Annotated in this window: 17 protein-coding genes and 1 riboswitch; of the genes, 15 read left to right on the forward strand and 2 right to left on the reverse strand. The window is 29.9% G+C overall.

The features are described from left to right. Positions 1 to 7 precede the first annotated feature (7 nt). The 9 genes from dapG (at position 8) to COL3_RS21000 (ending at position 10,943) form a co-directional block, all read left to right on the forward strand. Positions 8 to 1,204: an aspartate kinase gene (gene dapG, locus COL3_RS20960; protein WP_008424743.1), complete on the forward strand. Its 1,197-nt coding sequence runs from the start codon at positions 8 to 10 to the stop codon at positions 1,202 to 1,204. 126 nt (positions 1,205 to 1,330) lie between these two features. After that, a complete protein-coding gene (locus COL3_RS20965; protein WP_008424742.1) occupies positions 1,331 to 2,050 on the forward strand; it encodes an ATP-dependent Clp protease proteolytic subunit in 720 nt (239 codons plus the stop codon). A 266-nt stretch (positions 2,051 to 2,316) separates the two neighbouring features. Beyond that, positions 2,317 to 4,701, forward strand: coding sequence for a DNA translocase FtsK (locus COL3_RS20970; RefSeq protein ID WP_008424741.1), 2,385 nt, complete (start codon positions 2,317 to 2,319; stop codon positions 4,699 to 4,701). Between the two features lie 282 nt (positions 4,702 to 4,983). Next, the gene (gene rimO / locus COL3_RS20975; protein WP_180277970.1) at positions 4,984 to 6,303 is read left to right on the forward strand and encodes a 30S ribosomal protein S12 methylthiotransferase RimO; all 1,320 of its coding nucleotides are present in this window, start codon (positions 4,984 to 4,986) and stop codon (positions 6,301 to 6,303) included. Then, positions 6,287 to 6,877 carry a CDP-diacylglycerol--glycerol-3-phosphate 3-phosphatidyltransferase gene (gene pgsA / locus COL3_RS20980; RefSeq protein ID WP_008424738.1) on the forward strand — a complete coding sequence of 197 codons (591 nt, stop codon included), beginning with the start codon at positions 6,287 to 6,289 and terminating at the stop codon, positions 6,875 to 6,877. The genes rimO and pgsA overlap by 17 nt, the downstream gene beginning before the upstream one ends. A gap of 268 nt (positions 6,878 to 7,145) precedes the next feature. Beyond that, the gene (gene recA / locus COL3_RS20985; protein ID WP_008424737.1) at positions 7,146 to 8,234 is read left to right on the forward strand and encodes a recombinase RecA; all 1,089 of its coding nucleotides are present in this window, start codon (positions 7,146 to 7,148) and stop codon (positions 8,232 to 8,234) included. A gap of 330 nt (positions 8,235 to 8,564) precedes the next feature. After that, on the forward strand, positions 8,565 to 10,091 hold the full coding sequence (rny, locus tag COL3_RS20990; protein ID WP_035283572.1) for a ribonuclease Y: 1,527 nt from the start codon (positions 8,565 to 8,567) through the stop codon (positions 10,089 to 10,091). 207 nt (positions 10,092 to 10,298) lie between these two features. Continuing rightward, positions 10,299 to 10,559 (forward strand): stage V sporulation protein S, encoded by a 261-nt coding sequence (locus tag COL3_RS20995; RefSeq protein ID WP_008424733.1) that lies wholly within the window; start codon positions 10,299 to 10,301, stop codon positions 10,557 to 10,559. A 123-nt stretch (positions 10,560 to 10,682) separates the two neighbouring features. Then, positions 10,683 to 10,943: an HPr family phosphocarrier protein gene (locus COL3_RS21000; RefSeq protein WP_008424732.1), complete on the forward strand. Its 261-nt coding sequence runs from the start codon at positions 10,683 to 10,685 to the stop codon at positions 10,941 to 10,943. A gap of 108 nt (positions 10,944 to 11,051) precedes the next feature. Here COL3_RS21000 and COL3_RS21005 read toward each other — a convergent pair whose 3' ends face one another. After that, entirely contained in the window at positions 11,052 to 11,270 is a 219-nt protein-coding gene (locus tag COL3_RS21005; RefSeq protein ID WP_008424727.1) for a DUF378 domain-containing protein, read from the reverse strand. A 239-nt stretch (positions 11,271 to 11,509) separates the two neighbouring features. Here COL3_RS21005 and purB point away from each other — a divergent pair, with 239 nt between their 5' ends. Further along, complete coding sequence (gene purB / locus COL3_RS21010) at positions 11,510 to 12,940, forward strand: adenylosuccinate lyase (RefSeq protein WP_008424725.1); 1,431 nt, start codon at positions 11,510 to 11,512, stop codon at positions 12,938 to 12,940. Between the two features lie 290 nt (positions 12,941 to 13,230). Here purB and COL3_RS21015 read toward each other — a convergent pair whose 3' ends face one another. Then, positions 13,231 to 14,211, reverse strand: a complete 981-nt coding sequence (locus tag COL3_RS21015; protein WP_008424723.1) for an amidase domain-containing protein — start codon at positions 14,209 to 14,211, stop codon at positions 13,231 to 13,233. A gap of 326 nt (positions 14,212 to 14,537) precedes the next feature. On the opposite strand from COL3_RS21015, the gene COL3_RS21020 reads away from it, so the two are divergent. From COL3_RS21020 to ribE, 5 genes are all read left to right on the forward strand, one after another. Next, positions 14,538 to 15,788, forward strand: a complete 1,251-nt coding sequence (locus COL3_RS21020; protein ID WP_008424721.1) for a DUF6398 domain-containing protein — start codon at positions 14,538 to 14,540, stop codon at positions 15,786 to 15,788. Positions 15,789 to 15,839: 51 nt separating this feature from the next. After that, positions 15,840 to 15,955: riboswitch (FMN riboswitch) on the forward strand. 381 nt (positions 15,956 to 16,336) lie between these two features. Further along, the gene (gene ribD / locus COL3_RS21025) at positions 16,337 to 17,428 is read left to right on the forward strand and encodes a bifunctional diaminohydroxyphosphoribosylaminopyrimidine deaminase/5-amino-6-(5-phosphoribosylamino)uracil reductase RibD (protein ID WP_008424719.1); all 1,092 of its coding nucleotides are present in this window, start codon (positions 16,337 to 16,339) and stop codon (positions 17,426 to 17,428) included. A gap of 16 nt (positions 17,429 to 17,444) precedes the next feature. Beyond that, positions 17,445 to 18,098 (forward strand): riboflavin synthase, encoded by a 654-nt coding sequence (locus tag COL3_RS21030; RefSeq protein WP_008424717.1) that lies wholly within the window; start codon positions 17,445 to 17,447, stop codon positions 18,096 to 18,098. 68 nt (positions 18,099 to 18,166) lie between these two features. Next, positions 18,167 to 19,360, forward strand: a complete 1,194-nt coding sequence (locus COL3_RS21035) for a bifunctional 3,4-dihydroxy-2-butanone-4-phosphate synthase/GTP cyclohydrolase II (protein ID WP_008424715.1) — start codon at positions 18,167 to 18,169, stop codon at positions 19,358 to 19,360. 54 nt (positions 19,361 to 19,414) lie between these two features. After that, the gene (gene ribE, locus COL3_RS21040; protein WP_008424713.1) at positions 19,415 to 19,879 is read left to right on the forward strand and encodes a 6,7-dimethyl-8-ribityllumazine synthase; all 465 of its coding nucleotides are present in this window, start codon (positions 19,415 to 19,417) and stop codon (positions 19,877 to 19,879) included. The last annotated feature ends 184 nt before the right edge of the window (positions 19,880 to 20,063 follow it).

Here is a 20,063-nt window from a genome sequence, read left to right on the forward strand (position 1 = left end):
AAATGTAATGAAAATAGTCGTACAAAAATTCGGAGGAACTTCAGTATCAACTGAGGAAAATAGACAGCAGGTTATAAATAAGGTTAAAAATGCCATTAAGGAAGGATATAGTCCTGTTTTAGTGGTATCAGCTATGGGAAGAAAAGGTCAACCTTATGCGACAGATACGCTATTATCATTAATAGATGATAAATTTAAAAATACAAATAAGTTAGCAAAAGATTTGCTTATGTGTTGTGGAGAAATTATTAGTTCAGTTGTAATGAGTAATGATTTATACAATGCAGGAATTGATGCTGTACCACTTACGGGGGGACAAGCGGGCATAGTAACTGATAATAATTTTACTGAAGCTACTTGTATTGACGTTAAACCTAAAAAAATCTTAGATTTAGTATCACAGGGGAGAGTACCTGTAATAACAGGATTTCAAGGCATTACTGAAAATGGGTATTTAACTACTTTAGGAAGAGGGGGTAGTGATACTACTGCTTCAATCTTAGGCGTTGCTCTTAAGGCTACAGCCATTGAAATATATACTGATGTAGATGGAATTATGACGGCAGATCCAAGGGTGGTTGAAAATGCTAATTTAATTGATGTAATAAGCTATTATGAAGTATTCCAATTAGCAGAGAAAGGTGCTACAGTAATCCATCCAAAGGCTGTAGAGGTTGCAATGGAAGGGAATATTCCTATATTAATAAAGAATACAATGAGTAATTGTAAAGGAACTTTAATAAATAATTTTGGTGATAAGAGCAGTGATAGAATAATGACAGGTATTACAAGTCAGAAAAATAGGCTCCAAGTATCTATTACTGCTGCTGATAATCAAGGAAATAGCAAATATAAAAATGTCTTAGATTTGCTAGCAGCCAATAAAATCAGCTTAGATTTAATAAATATATTCCCAAGTGAACAGATTTTTACTGTCAATCAAGATGATAAAGAGACTTTAGAAAATGTTTTAAGCAGCGCTAATTTAAAATATACTTTGATAGAGAATTGTAGTAAAGTAGCAGTCATTGGTTCAAAGATGAAGGGAATACCTGGTGTTATGGCTAAGATTATTAAAGCATTAAGTGATAATAATATTGAAGTATTACAAACAGCAGATTCACACATGACAATTTGGTGTCTTGTTCATTCAGATAATGAGAAAGAAGCAATAAATGTTTTACATAAGACTTTTAAACTCTAAGTATGTTTAAAAGAATAAGTTAACTCAGAATAATTTTTAAGAAGTATACTATCCTTCATGCGTTTTAACCATGAATAAAATAATTCCGAATGTACAAAATAAAATAAGTATAGGAGGAATTATTTTATGGATAAATATATTTTAAATAGTGATAATACAGAAAAAGAAGATAAAGATAAATCAGAAGTACAAGATAAAATAGAAAATGTAAAGGAACTTGGAAACACAGCCATAGCAACTCCAAATAAAAAAATACAGGTTCTATCTATAATAGGCCAAATTGAAGGGCATTCAGTATTGCCGCCACAGACCAAGGCAACAAAATATGAACATATTATACCCCAGCTGATAGATATTGAACAAAATGATGAAGCTAAAGGCCTGCTTATAGTTTTAAATACTGTTGGAGGAGATGTTGAAGCTGGTCTTGCTATTTCTGAAATGATTCGCAGCATGTCAAAAGCAACAGTGTCTGTAGTGATTGGTGGAGGTCACTCAATAGGAGTACCTCTAGCTACAGCAGCAGATTTCTCATTTATAACTCCATCAGCAACTATGATAGTTCATCCGGTAAGAATGAATGGGTTTGTTATTGGAATATCGCAAACCTTTGAGTATTTTAAAAAAATGCAGGAAAGAATAAATGAATTTATAGTGAGAACATCAAACATAAAGACTGAGACTTTGGAAAAATTGATGTTACAAACTGATGATTTATTAAATGATGTAGGAACAATGCTAATTGGAAAGCAGGCAGTAGATTGCGGTCTAATTGATCAAGTTGGAGGAATACGCGAAGCATTAGCTAAACTTAATGAACTCATTGGAGAAGATGAAAGTAAATAATATTATAATGAGGTAGATTAAATTTTATATAATAGTTTAATCTACCTTGTTAATTTTGGTGTCTTTATTTTAGTTATACTTAAACCTCAAGAAATACAAGCTTTTATTTTCTGTATATGTGAAATATAGATTTCTAAATTTAAAAGATTTGAGTTTTAAATTTGGGCATATTGTTGTAAAATAGTAGTATTGTTAAGTTTAAATTATTTCTTGTATTGGATTTTTTTAATAACTAACGCATTAATAAGAACATGAGGTGATTTAAGGTGGGTAGGACTAAAGGTAAAAATAGCTCCGGAAAAGCTAAAAAAGATGAAAATGCAATAAATCCCGATATAGTTGGAATAGTGTATATTGCAACAGGTATAATACTTGGAATAGCAATATACACTTCTTTGGCTGGAATATTATCATCTTTGGCACAAAGAATATCGTACGTTATAATTGGGGTAGGTGCAAATACATTGCCTATTTATTTAATATATTTCGGTTTTCAATATATAAGAACAAGAGGAAATATACAATTTAATAAGAATTTTTTTGGAATGACTATATTAGTAGTTGTAATTATGCTCACTTTTGGAATTATAAATATTCAAAGCTTAGATAATCAAAGTGTTTTTTTCGAAAATATTAAGTTAATTATTAATAATGATACAAAGACGATGCATGGTGGTATAATATCATATCTTATTTGCTATCCTCTTTATAAAATTATAGGAGTAGTTGGGACTTATATAGTGCTTCTAGCATTCTCTTTAATAGCTATTATTATGATTTTTGATATTACTTTATATGATTTAGGATTAAAGGCGTATAACAAAGGGGAAAAAATAAGGAATAATAGACAAAGAAAGATGAGAGAAAAAAGTGAGGAAAGGTCTAGCGGTAATTTTATTAACATAGTAGAAAAAGATGAAAGTGAAGAAAGAAGTAAAAAGGAAAAGGAAGCATTTCTTTCTGGAGTTGATAAAAAGATAAAGATTCTAGACTTTATGAAAAATTCAAACGAAAATGAGGAAATATCGCCAGATTTAAAATCTGAAATCTCATCAGATATACAAATTAATAATTTTTTAGAAAAAAATACGCAAAACAACACTCGCAAGAAGGAAAACTTAGATAATGATGTTAAGGACGTAGTTAATAAAGAAATACAAGAACATATTTTAGAGCAAAAAGAATTAAAGGAATACAAACATCCAAGTTTGGATTTATTAAAGTTAAATGCTAATACAAAACTAAACAATACAGATAAAAAAGAACTGATAGAAAATGCAAATAAACTTGAAGAGATATTGTCTAACTTCGGTGTTGATGCTAAGGTTACTCAAGTAACTAAAGGTCCATCAGTTACAAGATTTGAGCTTCAACCAAGTCCAGGAGTTAAAGTTAGTAAGATAGTAAATTTAGCTGATGATATTGCTTTAGGGCTTGCAGCGTCAGGTATAAGAATAGAAGCGCCTATCCCAGGTAAAGCAGCAGTAGGTATTGAGGTTCCAAATGGAAAGCAAACACCAGTATTTTTGCGAGAAGTCCTAGAAAATGATGAATTTATTAATTCTAAGAAAAAGTTAGCCTTTGCGTTAGGTAAAGATATTTCAGGAAAGTGTGTTGTGGGAGACCTAAGTAAGATGCCTCACACATTGATTGCAGGGGCCACTGGTTCAGGTAAAAGTGTATGTATAAACTCACTTATAATAAGTTTATTATATAAATATAACCCTGAGGAAGTAAAGCTTCTTATGGTTGACCCTAAGGTTGTTGAGTTAAATGTTTATAATGGGATACCACATCTTTTAATTCCGGTTGTTACTGATCCAAAGAAGGCTGCAGCAGCGTTAAATTGGGCTGTAAATGAGATGACAAACAGATATAAACTTTTTGCAGATAGCGGCGTAAGAAATATGGAATCTTATAATGAATTATTTAATAAAGGTGTTATTGAACAAAAGCTTCCATATATAGTTATCATTGTAGATGAGCTTGCAGACCTTATGATGGTGTGTCCAAATGACGTTGAGGATTACATAGGAAGATTAGCTCAAATGGCTAGAGCTGCTGGTATGCATTTAGTTATAGCAACTCAAAGACCATCAGTTGATGTAATTACAGGAGTAATTAAAGCCAATATTCCATCGAGAATATCTTTTGCAGTTTCATCTCAAATTGATTCTAGAACTATATTGGATGGATCAGGTGCAGAAAAGCTTCTTGGAAAGGGGGATATGTTATATTATCCTGTAGGAGAAAGTAAGCCTCTCAGAGTTCAGGGGTGCTTCATATCAGAGGAAGAAGTAGAGCAGGTAATTTCGTTTATAAAGAGCGAGCAAGGTGATATTAATTATGAAGAGGATATTATTGATCATATTAACAGCGCAACAGACTCGAAATCAGCAGAGTCGAGTGAGAGCAATGATGATGTAGATGAATTACTTAATGAAGTAATTAATATTGTAGTGGAATATGGTCAAGCGTCTACCTCATTTATTCAAAGGAAATTTAGAATAGGTTTTAATAGAGCTTCTAGAATAATGGACCAATTAGAAGAGAGGGGTATTATATCAGAAAAAGATGGTAGTAGACCAAGGCAGGTGCTGATTACAAAACAACAGTTATTAGATGAGAGCAATGAGGATGAGAATAGTTAAATTACCATATATTAATATACTTCTGATTAATTTAGTTTAAATTAATTATGAAATTAGTTTAAACTTTGTGTTAACTTTCATTATTAAGCTAAAATAATAGATGATTTTTATGTAATATAGTAGTATATATAATAAGAATAGTAACTTGTAAAATGGAGTTTTAATTTGTTATAATTAAAACTATTAAAACACAGGAGGATATAAGACTTGAGTGAAAGTAAGATAGAAATAATAACTAATGAAGAGAAAAATAAGAACATTTCAGCAAAGTATAAAGTTGGAATGGTAAGTTTAGGCTGTGATAAAAATAGAGTTGACTCAGAAATAATATTAGGTAAGATGAGTGATGAGTATGAAATAACTAGTAATGCTAAAAATGCAGATATTATTATTGTAAATACATGTGGCTTTATAGAAAGTGCAAAGCAAGAATCTATTGATACAATTTTAGAAATGGCTGATTATAAAATTAATTACAAATGTAAGCTACTTATAGCTACAGGATGCCTTACTCAAAGATATGGAGAAGAATTAGGAAAATTAATACCTGAAATAGATATGATGTTGGGCGTTAATGACTATAATAAAATTAATGAAATTATAACTGAATTTATAGATGGAAATAAGAAAGCTTTGGAACTTTTAAATTATTCTGATGAAAATATAAATGAAGGAAAAAGAATTATTACCACACAAAAGGAAAGTGCATATATTAGAATAGCGGAAGGGTGTAATAATTTTTGCACATATTGTATAATTCCTAAAATAAGGGGAAAATTTAGAAGTAGGAAGATGGAAAATATTATAAATGAAGCCAAAGAGCTAAGTGAAAGCGGAGTAAAAGAAATAATACTTATAGCTCAAGATACTACTTTATATGGTAGTGATATTTATGGGAAGAAAACACTTCACTTATTGCTTAGGGAGCTTGCAGCTATTGAAGGTATTAAGTGGATTAGAGTTCTTTATTGCTATCCAGAAGAAATATATGATGAACTTATAGATGAGATTTCTAAGAATGAAAAAGTTGTGAAATATTTAGATATACCTATTCAACACATAAGCAGTAAGATTTTAAAACTTATGGGCAGAAAAACAAGTAAGCAAGATATTATAAATAAAATAGAAAAATTAAGAGAAAAAGTATTAGGAATAGCTATAAGAACGACCTTTATAGTTGGATTTCCTCAAGAAACACAAGAAGATTTTAATGAAATAATAGATTTTCTTAAAGAATATAAGCTTGATAAAGTAGGTGTATTTACATACTCTCAAGAAGAAGATACTCCAGCAGCAAAAATGGAAGGCCAAGTAGCTGAAGAAATTAAAGAAAAAAGAGAAGAAGCTTTAATGTTAATTCAAAAGGATATTTCAGAAGAAATAAATAAATTGAAAATTGGAAAGTTATATGATATTCTTGTTGAGGGATATAATGGAAGATACTATTATGGAAGAAGCTATGAAATGGCTCCTGATATAGATGCAAATGTACTATTTAAGTCATGTGAAAGTATAAAGAATGGCGAATTTGTAAAAGTAAAAATAATAGAGAGTATGGATTATGATTTAGTGGGAGTTGTTGTTGATGAATCTTGCAAATAAGTTAACCTTAATTAGAATATTTTTAGTTCCTGTATTTTTAGTATTTATAGCTGTAAAGAATATACCTTATGGAAGTTTTATAGCAACATTTATATTTATTTTAGCCTCACTAACTGATAAATTAGATGGATATATAGCTAGAAGTAGAAATCAAATAACCAACTTTGGGAAACTTATGGATCCGCTAGCTGATAAGTTATTAGTTACAGCAGCATTAATATCTTTAGTTGAATTACATGTAGTGCCTTCATGGGCTGCAGTAGTTATAATTGCGCGTGAATTTGCAGTTTCAGGATTAAGATCTATAGCAGCAGCACAAGGAAGAGTTATAGCTGCCAGCTGGTGGGGAAAGATTAAAACAGTTATACAAATAATAGCAATAATTTCATTATTACTAAAAGTCAATATACGTGATGCCAAAATTTTAAAGATTTTTGTAATAGATAATTATTATTTGCAAGAATTTTTCAAAGTATTTCCAACTATAATGCTTATGATTGCAGTAATTGTAACTTTGATTTCTGGTTATGATTACTTTAAGAAAAATAAAGAGGCCGTTTCTATTGATAAGTAAAATTTCTTATATTGATAGATAAAATTTATTATTATTTTATGTTTAAAAATGTAATAAAGTGGATATAAATTAAACAGTTCCTTCTTTAAATTAAGTTAAAGAAGGGACTTTTCTTAAGGCAAATTCAAAAAAATAATAGGCCAGTATGCTTGTTATTTTGAACTATTATTTTCTTTTATATGCCTTGAATTAATTATTGACTATAGTTTAGAATTAATTTATAATAAATATAGAACGTAAGTTCGATAGAAGGGAGTTAATTAGTATTATGGGAAATATAAATGCAGAAAAATTAAAAGCAATTGAAAGTGCTATGAGTCATATAGAAAAACAATTTGGTAAGGGGTCAGTAATGAAATTAGGTGACCACAATATTTCTAATATGGATGCTATATCTACTGGATGCTTAGATTTAGATATAGCTCTTGGAATAGGAGGAGTACCTAAAGGTAGAATTATTGAAATTTATGGACCAGAAAGTTCTGGTAAGACGACAGTTGCACTTCATATAGCAGCAGAATCACAAAAAAAAGGCGGTGCTGTAGGATATATAGATGCTGAGCATGCATTAGATCCTAGTTATGCTCAAAAACTTGGTGTAGATGTAGATAGTTTAATAATATCTCAGCCAGATACTGGGGAACAAGGTCTTGAAATCGCTGAAGCTTTAGTTCGTTCAGGAGCAATTGATGTTTTAGTAGTAGACTCAGTTGCGGCTTTAGTACCTAAAGCTGAAATTGAAGGAGAAATGGGAGATTCACACATTGGTCTTCAAGCAAGACTTATGTCACAAGCTTTAAGAAAGCTTGCTGGAACAATTAATAAAACAAATTGTGTAGCTATCTTTATTAATCAATTAAGAGAAAAGGTTGGAGTTATGTTTGGTTCTCCAGAAACAACAACTGGAGGAAGAGCATTAAAATTCTATGCATCAATAAGACTTGATATTAGAAGAATAGATTCTATAAAACAAGGTGATGCAATCATTGGTAACAGAACAAGAGTTAAGGTAACAAAAAACAAAGTTGCGCCACCATTTAAACAAGCGGAATTTGATATTATGTATAATGAAGGTATTTCTAGATATGGTAATATCGTAGATGTTGGGGTAAAAGAAGAAATAGTTCAAAAAAGCGGAGCTTGGTTCTCTTATGGAGATATAAGATTAGGACAAGGAAGAGAAAATGCTAAGTTGTATTTAAAGGAAAATCCAGAAGTAGCATTAGATATAGAAAATCAAATTAGGGAAAAATATAGTCTTCCACCAGCTGAAATGCTTAAAAGAAATGTATCTGAAGAAATAGCTGCAGATAAAGATGTTAAAACTGCTGATAGTAACGTAGAGACTGAAGAATAGAACAATTGTAAGAAATGCAAATCATAAATAAGTATAAAATTATCACATAATATTTATAATAATAAATGTATAGCTGCATAATATATATTAAATTATATTTATGTAGCTATATTTAGATTATTTGGATATTTCATAACACAATGCTGACTATATCCATTATATGAGCAAACTTGACATAATTTTGTTTTTAATATAGAATAAAAAGGAATACTGGTTTATCATATTCCAAACGCAGTGAGAAGAAAATATGACACCTACTATACTTTCTTGTTAGTAATATAATAAGAAAATAATAAATTAGGAGGTGTTTATGTGGGAATAACAGCGGGAATGATATTAATAGATATAATCGTCCTATTAATATTAGGAATAGTGGTTTATAAAACGATTCAAAATGTATCAAAAGCAAAAATTGAATCGCTTGAAAAAGAAGCAGAAGAAGTTTTGATTAGAGCAAAAAAGGATGCAGAATCAGCTAAAAAAGAATCAATCCTTGAAGCTAAAGAAGAACTTCATAAATTGAGAAATGATTTTGATAAGGAATCTCGAGAAAGAAGAAGTGAGATTCAGAGGCTTGAAAGAAGAGTAATTCAAAGGGAAGAAGCACTAGATAAGAAAAGTGAACTTCTTGAAAAGAAAGACGAAACAATCAATCAAAGAATGCTTGAGGTAGATCAAGTAGAAGCAAAGGTACAGAAGCTTTATGAAGAAAGAAGAGCAGAACTTGAAAGAGTAGCAGCCCTTTCTAGTGAAGAAGCACGTGAAATTCTTTTAGATGAAATTAGAAAAGAAATTACTCATGATGCTGCTTTAATGATAAAAGATATTGAAAGTAAGGCTAAGGAAGAAGCAGACAAGAGAGCAAGAGAAGTAATTACGACTGCGATTCAAAGATGTGCTGCTGACCATGTGTCTGAATCAACTGTACACGTTGTTGCACTACCGAATGATGAGATGAAAGGTAGAATAATAGGTAGAGAAGGAAGAAACATTAGAACCTTAGAAACATTAACAGGAGTGGATTTAATAATAGATGATACTCCAGAAGCAGTCATTCTTTCTAGCTTTGATCCAATTAGGAGAGAAGTTGCAAGGATGGCACTAGAAAAGTTAATAGTGGATGGCAGAATACATCCAGCAAGAATCGAAGAGATGGTTGAAAGAGCAACTAAGGACGTGGAAAATAGTATAAAAGAAGAAGGAGAGCAAGCAGCTCTTGAAACTAGTGTACATGGACTACATCCAGAAATTATAAGACTTCTTGGTAGATTGAAGTATAGAACAAGTTATGGTCAAAATGTTTTAAAACATTCCATAGAAGTTTCATACTTAGCTGGCTTAATGGCTTCAGAGCTAGGTTTAGATGTTACTTTAGCTAAAAGGGCAGGATTGCTACATGATATTGGGAAAGCTGTTGATCAGGAGCAAGAGGGGCCTCATGCTTTAATTGGTGGAGATCTAGCTAAAAAGTATCACGAGTCACCATTAGTAGTAAATGCAATAGCTGCACATCATTCAGATGTAGAAATGCAATCTTTAGAAGCCGTACTAGTTCAAGCAGCAGATGCGATATCAGCGGCTAGACCAGGCGCTAGAAGAGAAACATTAGAAGCATACATTAAGAGATTGGAAAAGTTAGAAGAAATTGCAAATTCACATGAAGGTGTAGAAAAGTCATATGCCATTCAAGCTGGTAGAGAGATTAGAATTATGGTTAAACCAGATAAAGTAGATGATGCTGGAATAATTGAATTGGCACGTAATTTGGTTAAGAGTGTCGAGGAAGAACTTGAATATCCAGGACAGATTAAAATTAATGTGATAAGAGAAACTAGAGCAGTAGATTTTGCTAAGTAAAAAAGTGAAGTATATTTTGTTTTGAAAATAAAGTATACTTCATTTTATTATATTAATATTAAAATGATATTGTATAATTAATACTTATAATTAGTTTTGTGAAAAAAATTTTTAATTTTTAAAATTATAAAAAGGAATTTGAGGGAAAATATAGAATATACTTAATGTAAACGGTTTGTATAATAAATTCTAGGAGGAATAACAAAAATGGAAGTATTAAAAGTATCAACAAAATCAAATCCGAATTCTGTAGCAGGTGCTCTTGCAGCTATAATTAAAGAAAAAAATGTCGCTGAAATTCAAGCAGTTGGGGCGGGAGCAATAAATCAAGCTGTTAAAGCTATAGCTATTGCAAGAGGATTTGTAGCACCTAGTGGAAAAGACATAGTATGTGTACCTGCGTTTACGGATATACAAATAGACGGAGAAGAAAGAACAGCCATAAAATTAATAGTACAACCTAGATAATTAAATTATTTCTAAATTAATAAGTGCAGAGATGATTTTTAAGTTGAAATTATCTATAAAAACGATTATACTATAATAGTTAAATGCTATATTTATTAATTATTTTGTAAAGAGGTGTATATAATGATAGCAAAAGAGGTTTCAGTAAAAAATTCATCTGGTCTTCATGCTAGACCAGCAACATTATTAGTTAAGAAAGCTTCATCATTTAAATCAGACGTTAGTATAGAATATAACGGAAAGAAAGCAAATGTAAAGAGCTTAATCGGAGTTTTATCTTTAGCAGTAACTAAAGACGCTGTAATCAAAGTTGTAGCTTCAGGAGACGATGAAGCTTTAGCTGTTGAAGAAATCGTTAAATTAGTTGAAACTTTAGAAGACTAGTATACAAAATAAGGTTCCATATTTTTAATATGGAACCTTTTTTCTGTTTAAATTTATAAATTACAAGAATTTAAATACCTAGGCTTGGTTAAAAGCAAATAGGGTTATTTACTTATCAGTAAAAATTAAGTTGCATCTAAATATTAATGATATTATATTTGCAGCGGCTAAAGATATTAAAATATAAATGGCCCTTTGCATTAGTATATTGTTTAGAAATACTATGCTCACTAAATTTAAGTTAAATAATCCTATAGTTCCCCAATTTAAAGAGCCAATAAAAATAAGTAAAAAAGAGAGTTTGTCCAGCATATTTAGTTTACACATTGTATTCACTCCTATTCGTTATTCATTTTAGGCAGATGGAATTGTTATTTTTTTATTGTGCCTTATTATATTTATATGAATATAAGAGACAATAATAACAAAAAGTTAAATTAAATTTATGGTTAAATTATATCGAATTACATAAAATTAAAAATTAGATAGGCAAAAATAAAAAAAGTATGATATAATACGAATGTTGAAAGAAAAAGTATAAAATATATTCGTGTGGAGGTTTTTGAATGAGAAATTTATATAGCACACCTTTAAATTCAAGATATGCATCAAAAGAAATGAGTTTTATTTTTTCTGATGATATGAAATTTACAACATGGAGAAAGTTATGGGTAGCTCTTGCAGAAGGTGAAAGAGAATTAGGGTTAAATATAACTGAAGAGCAAATTAAAGAATTAAAAGAACACATTAATGACATAAATTATGAAGAAGCTGCTAAGAAAGAAAAAGAAGTTAGACACGATGTTATGAGTCACGTACATGCATATGGTCTTCAATGTCCAAATGCGAAAGGTATAATTCACTTAGGAGCTACATCGTGCTATGTTGGAGATAATACAGATGTCATAATTATGAGAGATGCGTTAAATTTAATTAAAAACAAAATAGTTACAGTTTTAAATCATTTGAAAAATTTTGCATTAGAATATAAAGATATGCCTACATTAGGTTTTACACATTTTCAACCAGCTCAATTAACTACAGTGGGAAAAAGAGCTACATTATGGATGCAAGATTTAGTAATGGATATTGAAAATATAGATTTTTTAATCTCAACACTAAAGCTTAGAGGAGTTAAAGGAACTACAGGAACTCAAGCAAGCTTTATGGAATTATTTGATGGGGATGAAAGTAAAGTTAAGGCTTTAGATAAAATAGTTGCAGAAAAAATGGGCTTTGAAAAGAGTTATGGAGTTACAGGCCAAACTTATCCAAGAAAGCTTGACTCTATAGTTTTAAATACTTTATCAGAAATTGCTCAAAGTGCTTATAAGTTTAGTAATGATTTAAGATTACTTCAAAACATGAAGGAAATGGAAGAGCCATTTGAAAAAAATCAAATTGGGTCATCAGCAATGGCATATAAGAGAAATCCAATGAGAAGTGAAAGAATAAGTGCACTTGCTAGATATGTAATAGTAGATGCATTAAATCCAGCAATAACTGCTGGTACTCAGTGGTTTGAAAGAACTTTAGATGACTCAGCTAATAAGAGGCTATCAGTTGCTGAAGGATTCTTAGCATTAGATGGAGTTTTAAATTTATACATAAATATAGCTGAAAACATGGTAGTATACGATAAGGTAATAGCATCTCATGTTCAAAGAGAGTTACCATTTATGGCTACTGAAAATATAATGATGGAAGCTGTAAAAAGAGGCAAAGACAGACAGGAATTACACGAAAAAATCAGAGTTCACTCAATGGCCGCTGCTCAAAGAGTAAAAGGAGAAGGGTTAGATAATGATTTAATCGATAGAATTATAAACGATGATTCCTTTGGGCTAACTAAAGAAGAAATCCTAGGAATTATTGATCCAACTAAATTTGTTGGAAGAGCACCAAGCCAAGTTATTGAATTTATAGATGAATACGTAGATCCAATCATTAAAAACAATGAAGAAGCATTAAAAATTAAGAGTGAAATTACTGTATAATGTATAGATAACAAAATTATCAGCTAAACTTATATACGTTAATTCATTCAACTTTTACTAAACTTAAACACATATCAAACTGAGAAATCTGCTACATGTTTGTGAAGGCAGCATTTGAAAATGAGCTGATGAAGTGTCAAATGTAAGGTTGTTCCATTTTTGCTTGTCACTATTTTATATTGGGAGCATGCAAAAATGGTGATAACCTTACATTTAGACACTTCCAGCGAAGTTTTCATAGCTTGCTGTAACAAACATGTAGCAGATTTCGGTTGTGATATGTGTTTAAGTTAGAATTGTAATGCTCTAAGTTTTGGATATCTATTGGGGTAAATTTCACTTAAAGGGTAATTTAGCTTATTATAGCTATGGCAACAATAAAGACAATCATTGTTTTGTAGTTTATAAGTAATAAAACCGTTATGAAAATATCTGCCTATTGATGGAGTGTAAAATTGAATTATGCAGCCCTTATCTAAGTATGAATCATTAGGAAGCTTAATTCCTAAATTTCGTGAAGTTAAATATACATATAATTCTTCTACTCGAATCCAGGGATTGGTGTAGGGTTTCCAAGTTCTATCTTGCGCAAATCCGCCAGCATGAAGAATTTGAGACATAAAATTAGTACAATCGCCTCCAATGCCTTCAAAGGATTTGTAATCAGAATTAGGTTTTAATGCAAAGGTTTCAGCGTAATCACAGGCAGCTTCAACATTAAAATTATTATTTTTCCTTAGTAAGTGAGGAGTGTTAGAAAATAAATTGGAAGGTGTAAAATTTTCGTATAATAAATTATTTGAAGTTAACTTATCAAAATAAGCATTTTTATTATTTAAAAAGATGGAATTATCAATATTTTTTAAAGATGTATTTAAGGTATAACTATATAATTGAGGATTTTCTTCATTTTCAACGAAAAAATGTATTTTAAATGCATCATTAATATATTCTAGGATAACAACATATTCATTGATGCATCCTGAATTTATAAAATTATAAGAATCAATTGTAGTAAAGATTACTTTTAGGTTGAGTTTAATTTTTACTAAAGTAGAAGTTTGTTCTAATAATGAGTAGTGGTAATCAAACTGGAAGTTTTCAAATGAAGACTTTAACTTCTTTCGTAGTTTAAATTCATATAATTTTTTTAGATACATTTCCTCAAGTAGGGAACTATCTAATGCTTGTTCGGCATTAGTAGTTAAATTTAAATAATTATAGGGTGTTGAAAGTAAAACACATAAATCGTATAAACACTTTGATAACATATATAAATCCTAGCAGTAAATTATTCTACTAATATATTTATGAAGAAAGTGATTAAAATATAGCAAAATACTTGTTAACATAAAACTATTTTAAAAGAACAAAATGAAACAAAAAGTAACATGAAAATTAATATGTAGATATAATTGCAATTATTGTGCTATAATATCATATGAATTAACTTTATTAGATATATAATAGTTTTGTATATAACTTATGAATTTAAAGTGAATAATATAAATTTGGTGAATATACTTGCAAATTGTACTTATTGTAGGATAAAATCAAATTTGGTCAAAGATTTTTTATAAAGGAGCTATAAAAGGAAATGCAGGAATTATCTAACGTAATAGCTAGCAAGTATGAGGAAATAATTGAGAAGATTAAGAGTTTTTCAAATGAATACTTAAATGAGGAATATAAGAATATTTGTATTTCAGCTGCAGAAACATTATTTGAAAATTTTGAGGAACAATTAAAAAAAGGAAAGAGTTTTTCATGGGCAGCAGGAATAGTACATGCTATTGGAACAATAAACAATTTATTTGATTCAAAAGAAGAACCATATGTTAAAGCTACTGATTTATATAAGTCATTTGGCGTTAGTAGTAGTACAGGCTCTAGCAAATCAAAAGAAGTAAAAAATCTATTGGATTTATCAAAAGAAAATAAGCAATGGATAATAGATGAAAATAAGAATGCTACAGCACCGGAAAATAAAATGCTTGAAGCAGAGAAAGAGGCTGCAGTAACAGTAAATAGTATAGAAAAAGAAGATAATAAGGTTGAAAATGAAATTAAAGAACCTTTTAAATTTGCTGTTCATAAGAACTATGTAGTAGCACAAAAAATAATAGAATTAGCGTGGAAACAAAAGAATTATAATAATAAAGCTAAGTATGCTAAAGAAGCCTTAGAAATATATGAAGATTGTCCAGATGCATATATTATTTTATCAAGAGATTCTAGTTTAAGTGACATTCAAAAGAAAGCTGTTCTTGAAAAGGCAGTAAAATCAGCTCAAAATTTATTAAGAGTAGATAATTTAGAAAATGCACAACCTGAACTTCTCAAATTAAAAATAGCTGAACCTCTTTTTGGTGCTAAATATACTTTAGCGATACACTTATGGAAGATTGGAGAAAAGGATACAGCAATAAATGAAGCATTTGAAATCTTAAAATATAATGAACAGGATTTTTTAATGGTGAGAAGTATTTTAGCTAACTGGCTTTTAACTGAAAAGAGATATACACAGCTAAAAGATCTTCTAGAAAAATATGAAAAAGATAATGCAGCAGCCATACACTATAGTAAAGTGGCTTTATTATATAAAACTAATGAAATTAAAGCAGCCGAGAATGCACTAAGAAGAGCATATAAAAGAAATCCATATGTTATTCCATACATATTAAAACAAAAAAGAATTCCTAATTTGCTGCCACATGTAGCTAGATATGGAACAGAGGAAGAAGCTATAAGATACGCTAGTTTAGGACTGGAAGTCTGGAATGATTCTAATATGATTAAATGGATTAAAGAAAGAAAAAATGATTTTGATATGATTAATTTTAATTAGTACTTTACATTAGAGTTAGAATGTGGTACCATAAATTTGGAAATTTAATAAAGATGTCTTCAGGGTTGGGTGAAATTCCCTATCGGCGGTACAGCCCGCAAGCTTTAATTAGCAGATTCGGTTAAACTCCGAAGCCGACAGTAAAGTCTGGATGAAAGAAGATTGTAACTAAAATTATTGTATTTAAAATTAAAATTTTAAATGTGATTATTTATTTGTTTTTGTACCCTGAATTTGTGATAAATTCAGGGTTTTTTGATGTTAAAAAAGTAGATATTATAATTTTGATTTAGATTGTATAATTACTATTTTTCTAATATGATAGAAATTAATAAATAAAACATTTGGAAATTTTAATTATAGATAAAATATGTATTATAGTTATAATAGTAACAGCTCTGAAGATTTTAAAATTCAGAGCTTTTTTGCGCGTATAAAAAGTTTTATTTATTACAAGATTATATATAAAGAATTAAATATAAATGAACTGAAAGATAAAAAATATATAAAAAGTAGTATGGGCAGCTTAAAAGGGGAGATGATGATTCGTGGATGAAAGATATATGGAAAGAGCTTTAGAGTTAGCTAGACTTGGAATTGGGAAAGTCAATCCTAATCCATTAGTAGGGGCTGTCATAGTTAAGGATAATGAAATAATAGGAGAAGGATATCATGAAAGATATGGAGAAGCTCATGCTGAAAGAAATGCTGTGAAAAATGCGACTAAATCGGTAGAAGGAAGCACCATTTATGTAACCTTAGAGCCTTGTGCTCATTATGGGAAAACGCCTCCATGTGTAGATTTAATAATTGAAAAAAAATTCAGAAAAGTTGTAATAGGAATGCTTGATCCAAACGAATTGGTGGCAGGAAAGAGTATAGATAAACTAAAACAGCATGGAATTGAAGTTGTAGTTGGTGTTAAAGAAGAAGAATGCAAAAAAATCAATGAAATATTTGTGAAATATATTACAACAAAAATCCCATTTGTAGTTTTAAAAAGTGGAATGTCCATTGATGGGAAAATAGCAACTTATAGCGGTGAATCTAAGTGGATTACATCAAAGGAGTCAAGAGAAGATTCCCAAAACTTACGAAATAGGCTTCATTCTATAATGGTTGGAGTAAATACAATAATTGCTGATGATCCAGAGCTAACCTGCAGAATAAATAACGAAAAAAAATTAACTAGAATTATTGTAGATACTAATCTTAGAATTCCATTAGATTCAAAGGTAATTACAAATGAAGATAAGCAGACTATTATAGCGACGTCATTTGATTCCGATGAAAACAAAAAGCAGATACTAAGAAATCAGGGAATAAAAATAATAGAAGTTTCAAGAAAAAATAATAAGGTAGATTTAAAGGAGCTTATAAAAAAGATTGGACACGAAGGTATAGATTCAATACTTATTGAGGGCGGAGGAACATTAAACTTTTCAGCGTTTGAAGAGGACATTGTTGATAAGGTTATATTTTATATAGCACCAATTATTTTAGGAGGCGAGAATAGTAAAAGCAGTATAGCTGGAAAAGGGTTCTCAAAACTAAGCGAGGCAGTTAAATTAATAAATACTAGTTATAGAAAGATTGAAGAAGACTTAGTTTTAGAGGGTTATATAGAGAAGAAATTATAATATTCAGGAGGAAAGAATGTTTACTGGAATTATTGAAGAAGTTGGAATATTGCAAGAAGTTAGCTTAGGTAATGGATTTGGAGTAATGCAGATCAAATGTAACAATATTTTAGATGATACAAAGTTAGGCGATAGTATCTCAACAAATGGGGTTTGCTTAACGGTTAAAGAGAAAAGTTCAAATTCATTTAAAGCAGAAGTTATGGGAGAAACTCTGGCTAAAAGTAATTTGGGAAGCCTTAAAGCTGGCGATAAATTAAATCTTGAAAGAGCATTAAGATTAAGCGATAGACTTGGAGGACACATTGTAAGTGGTCATATTGATGGAGTAGGTAAAATAATTGAAATAAAGGAAGAAAGTAATGGAACTTGGTTTACTATCTCTGCACCGAAAGATGTTTTGAGATACGTTATTTATAAAGGTTCTATAGGAATAGATGGAATAAGCTTGACTGTTGCCTATGTCGATGAGGAAGTATTTAAAGTTTCAGTTATACCTCATACTTTAGATAATACTATTCTGCCATATAAAAAAGTGAACTCAATAGTAAATTTAGAATGTGATTTAGTAGGAAAATATATTGAAAAACTATTTAACGGGAAAAATGAAAGTAATGAAGCAGAGAAAAGTGATATTACTATGGATTTTCTTAAAAACAGCGGCTTTTAATTAGATAATTTGATGAAGTTAAGAAAAAAATAAATTTATAGTACATTAAAAGTTAGGAGTTAATTAATATGAGATTTAATAGCATAGAAGAAGGAATAAAAGATATTAAAGAAGGAAAAATGGTGATTATTGTTGATGATGAGAGCCGTGAAAATGAAGGGGATTTAGTAATTCCTGCAGAATTGGCTACTGGAGAAAATATTAATTTTATGATTAAGTACGCAAAAGGATTAGTGTGCGCACCAGTTGAAGAAGAAATTGCAGTAAAGCTAGGATTAAATCCTATGGTTGAGAGAAATACGGATAACCATGAAACTGCATTTACAGTTTCTATAGATCATATAGACACTACAACAGGAATATCAGCATTTGAAAGAGCTTATACAATAAATAAACTTGTGACTTCAAAGGAAAAGGAAGATTTCAGAAGACCAGGGCATGTATTTCCGTTGATAGCCAAGAATGGAGGAGTTTTGGAAAGAAGAGGACATACAGAAGCTTCAATAGATTTAGCAAAGCTTGCTGGTTTTAAAGGGGCAGCAGCTATATGTGAAATAATAAACGATGATGGAACTATGGCAAGACGCGATGATTTAATAAAATTTGCTAAAGAACATAACCTTAAGATATTAACAATTGAAGATTTAATACAGTATAGAAAACAGGAGCATTTAAGTGTGACAAGAGAAGTTGAAGCGAAGTTACCAACTAAATATGGGAATTTTAGAGTAATAGCATTTAGTGAAAAAAATTCTTCAAAGTGTCACTTAGCTTTAATAAAAGGAGATATTAACACTAGTGAATCATTGCTTGTAAGAGTTCATTCAGAATGTTTAACTGGAGATGCATTAGGATCAAGAAAATGTGATTGTGGTGAGCAATATGCAGCAGCAATGGAAATGATAGCAAAAGAAGAACGTGGAATACTTTTATATATGAGACAAGAAGGAAGAGGAATAGGACTATTAAATAAATTAAAAGCATATTCACTTCAAGATACTGGTTTAGATACAGTTGATGCAAATTTAGCTTTAGGATTTAGAGAAGATATGAGGGATTATAAAATTAGTGCAGATATGCTTAAGATTTTAGGAGTAAATAACATAAGATTGATTACAAATAACCCAGCTAAAATAGAAGGCCTTGAAAAAAATGATATAAAAGTTATAGAAAGAGTTCCTATTCAGATGCCAGCAAATAAAAATGATGAACTTTATTTAAAAACTAAAAAAGAAAGAATGAATCACTTATTAAGCTTATAAGATATAATTAAAAAATTTTATTATAAATATCTAAAAATAATGGAGGAAAAAATAATGAATATATTTGAAGGAAATTTAGTATCACAAGGATTAAAGTTTGGAATAGTTGTAGGAAGATTTAATGAATTTATCGGTGGTAAACTTTTAGAAGGTGCACTAGATGGACTAAAAAGACATGGCGCAAAAGAAGAGGATATTGATATTGCCTGGGTTCCAGGGGCTTTTGAAATCCCACTAGTAGCTAAAAAAATGGCTAAAAACTCTAAATATGATGCAGTAATTTGTTTAGGCGCAGTAATAAAAGGTGCTACATCTCATTATGATTATGTTTGTTCAGAAGTATCAAAAGGGATTGCACATGTTTCTCTTGAGAGTGAAAAGCCAGTAATTTTTGGTGTACTTACTACAAATACCATAGAACAAGCAATTGAAAGAGCAGGAACTAAAGCAGGAAATAAAGGATATGAATGCGCAGTATCAGCTATAGAAATGGCTAATCTACTTAATAATATAAAATAAGGCACAATAAAAGATTAAAAAACTGTCCAGTATATTGTCTAATTTGTATAGAAATAAATTATTTACAAAATTTGTGTAAGATGATTTCAAGCTTTATATTAGCAATATATTTAGACAGTTATTTTATTATGGATATCCAACATTATAATTTGACTTATTATATGAATATACTTACATATTTACT

This window comes from Clostridium sp. LS (genome assembly GCF_002760435.1).
GTDB lineage: Bacteria > Bacillota > Clostridia > Clostridiales > Clostridiaceae > Clostridium.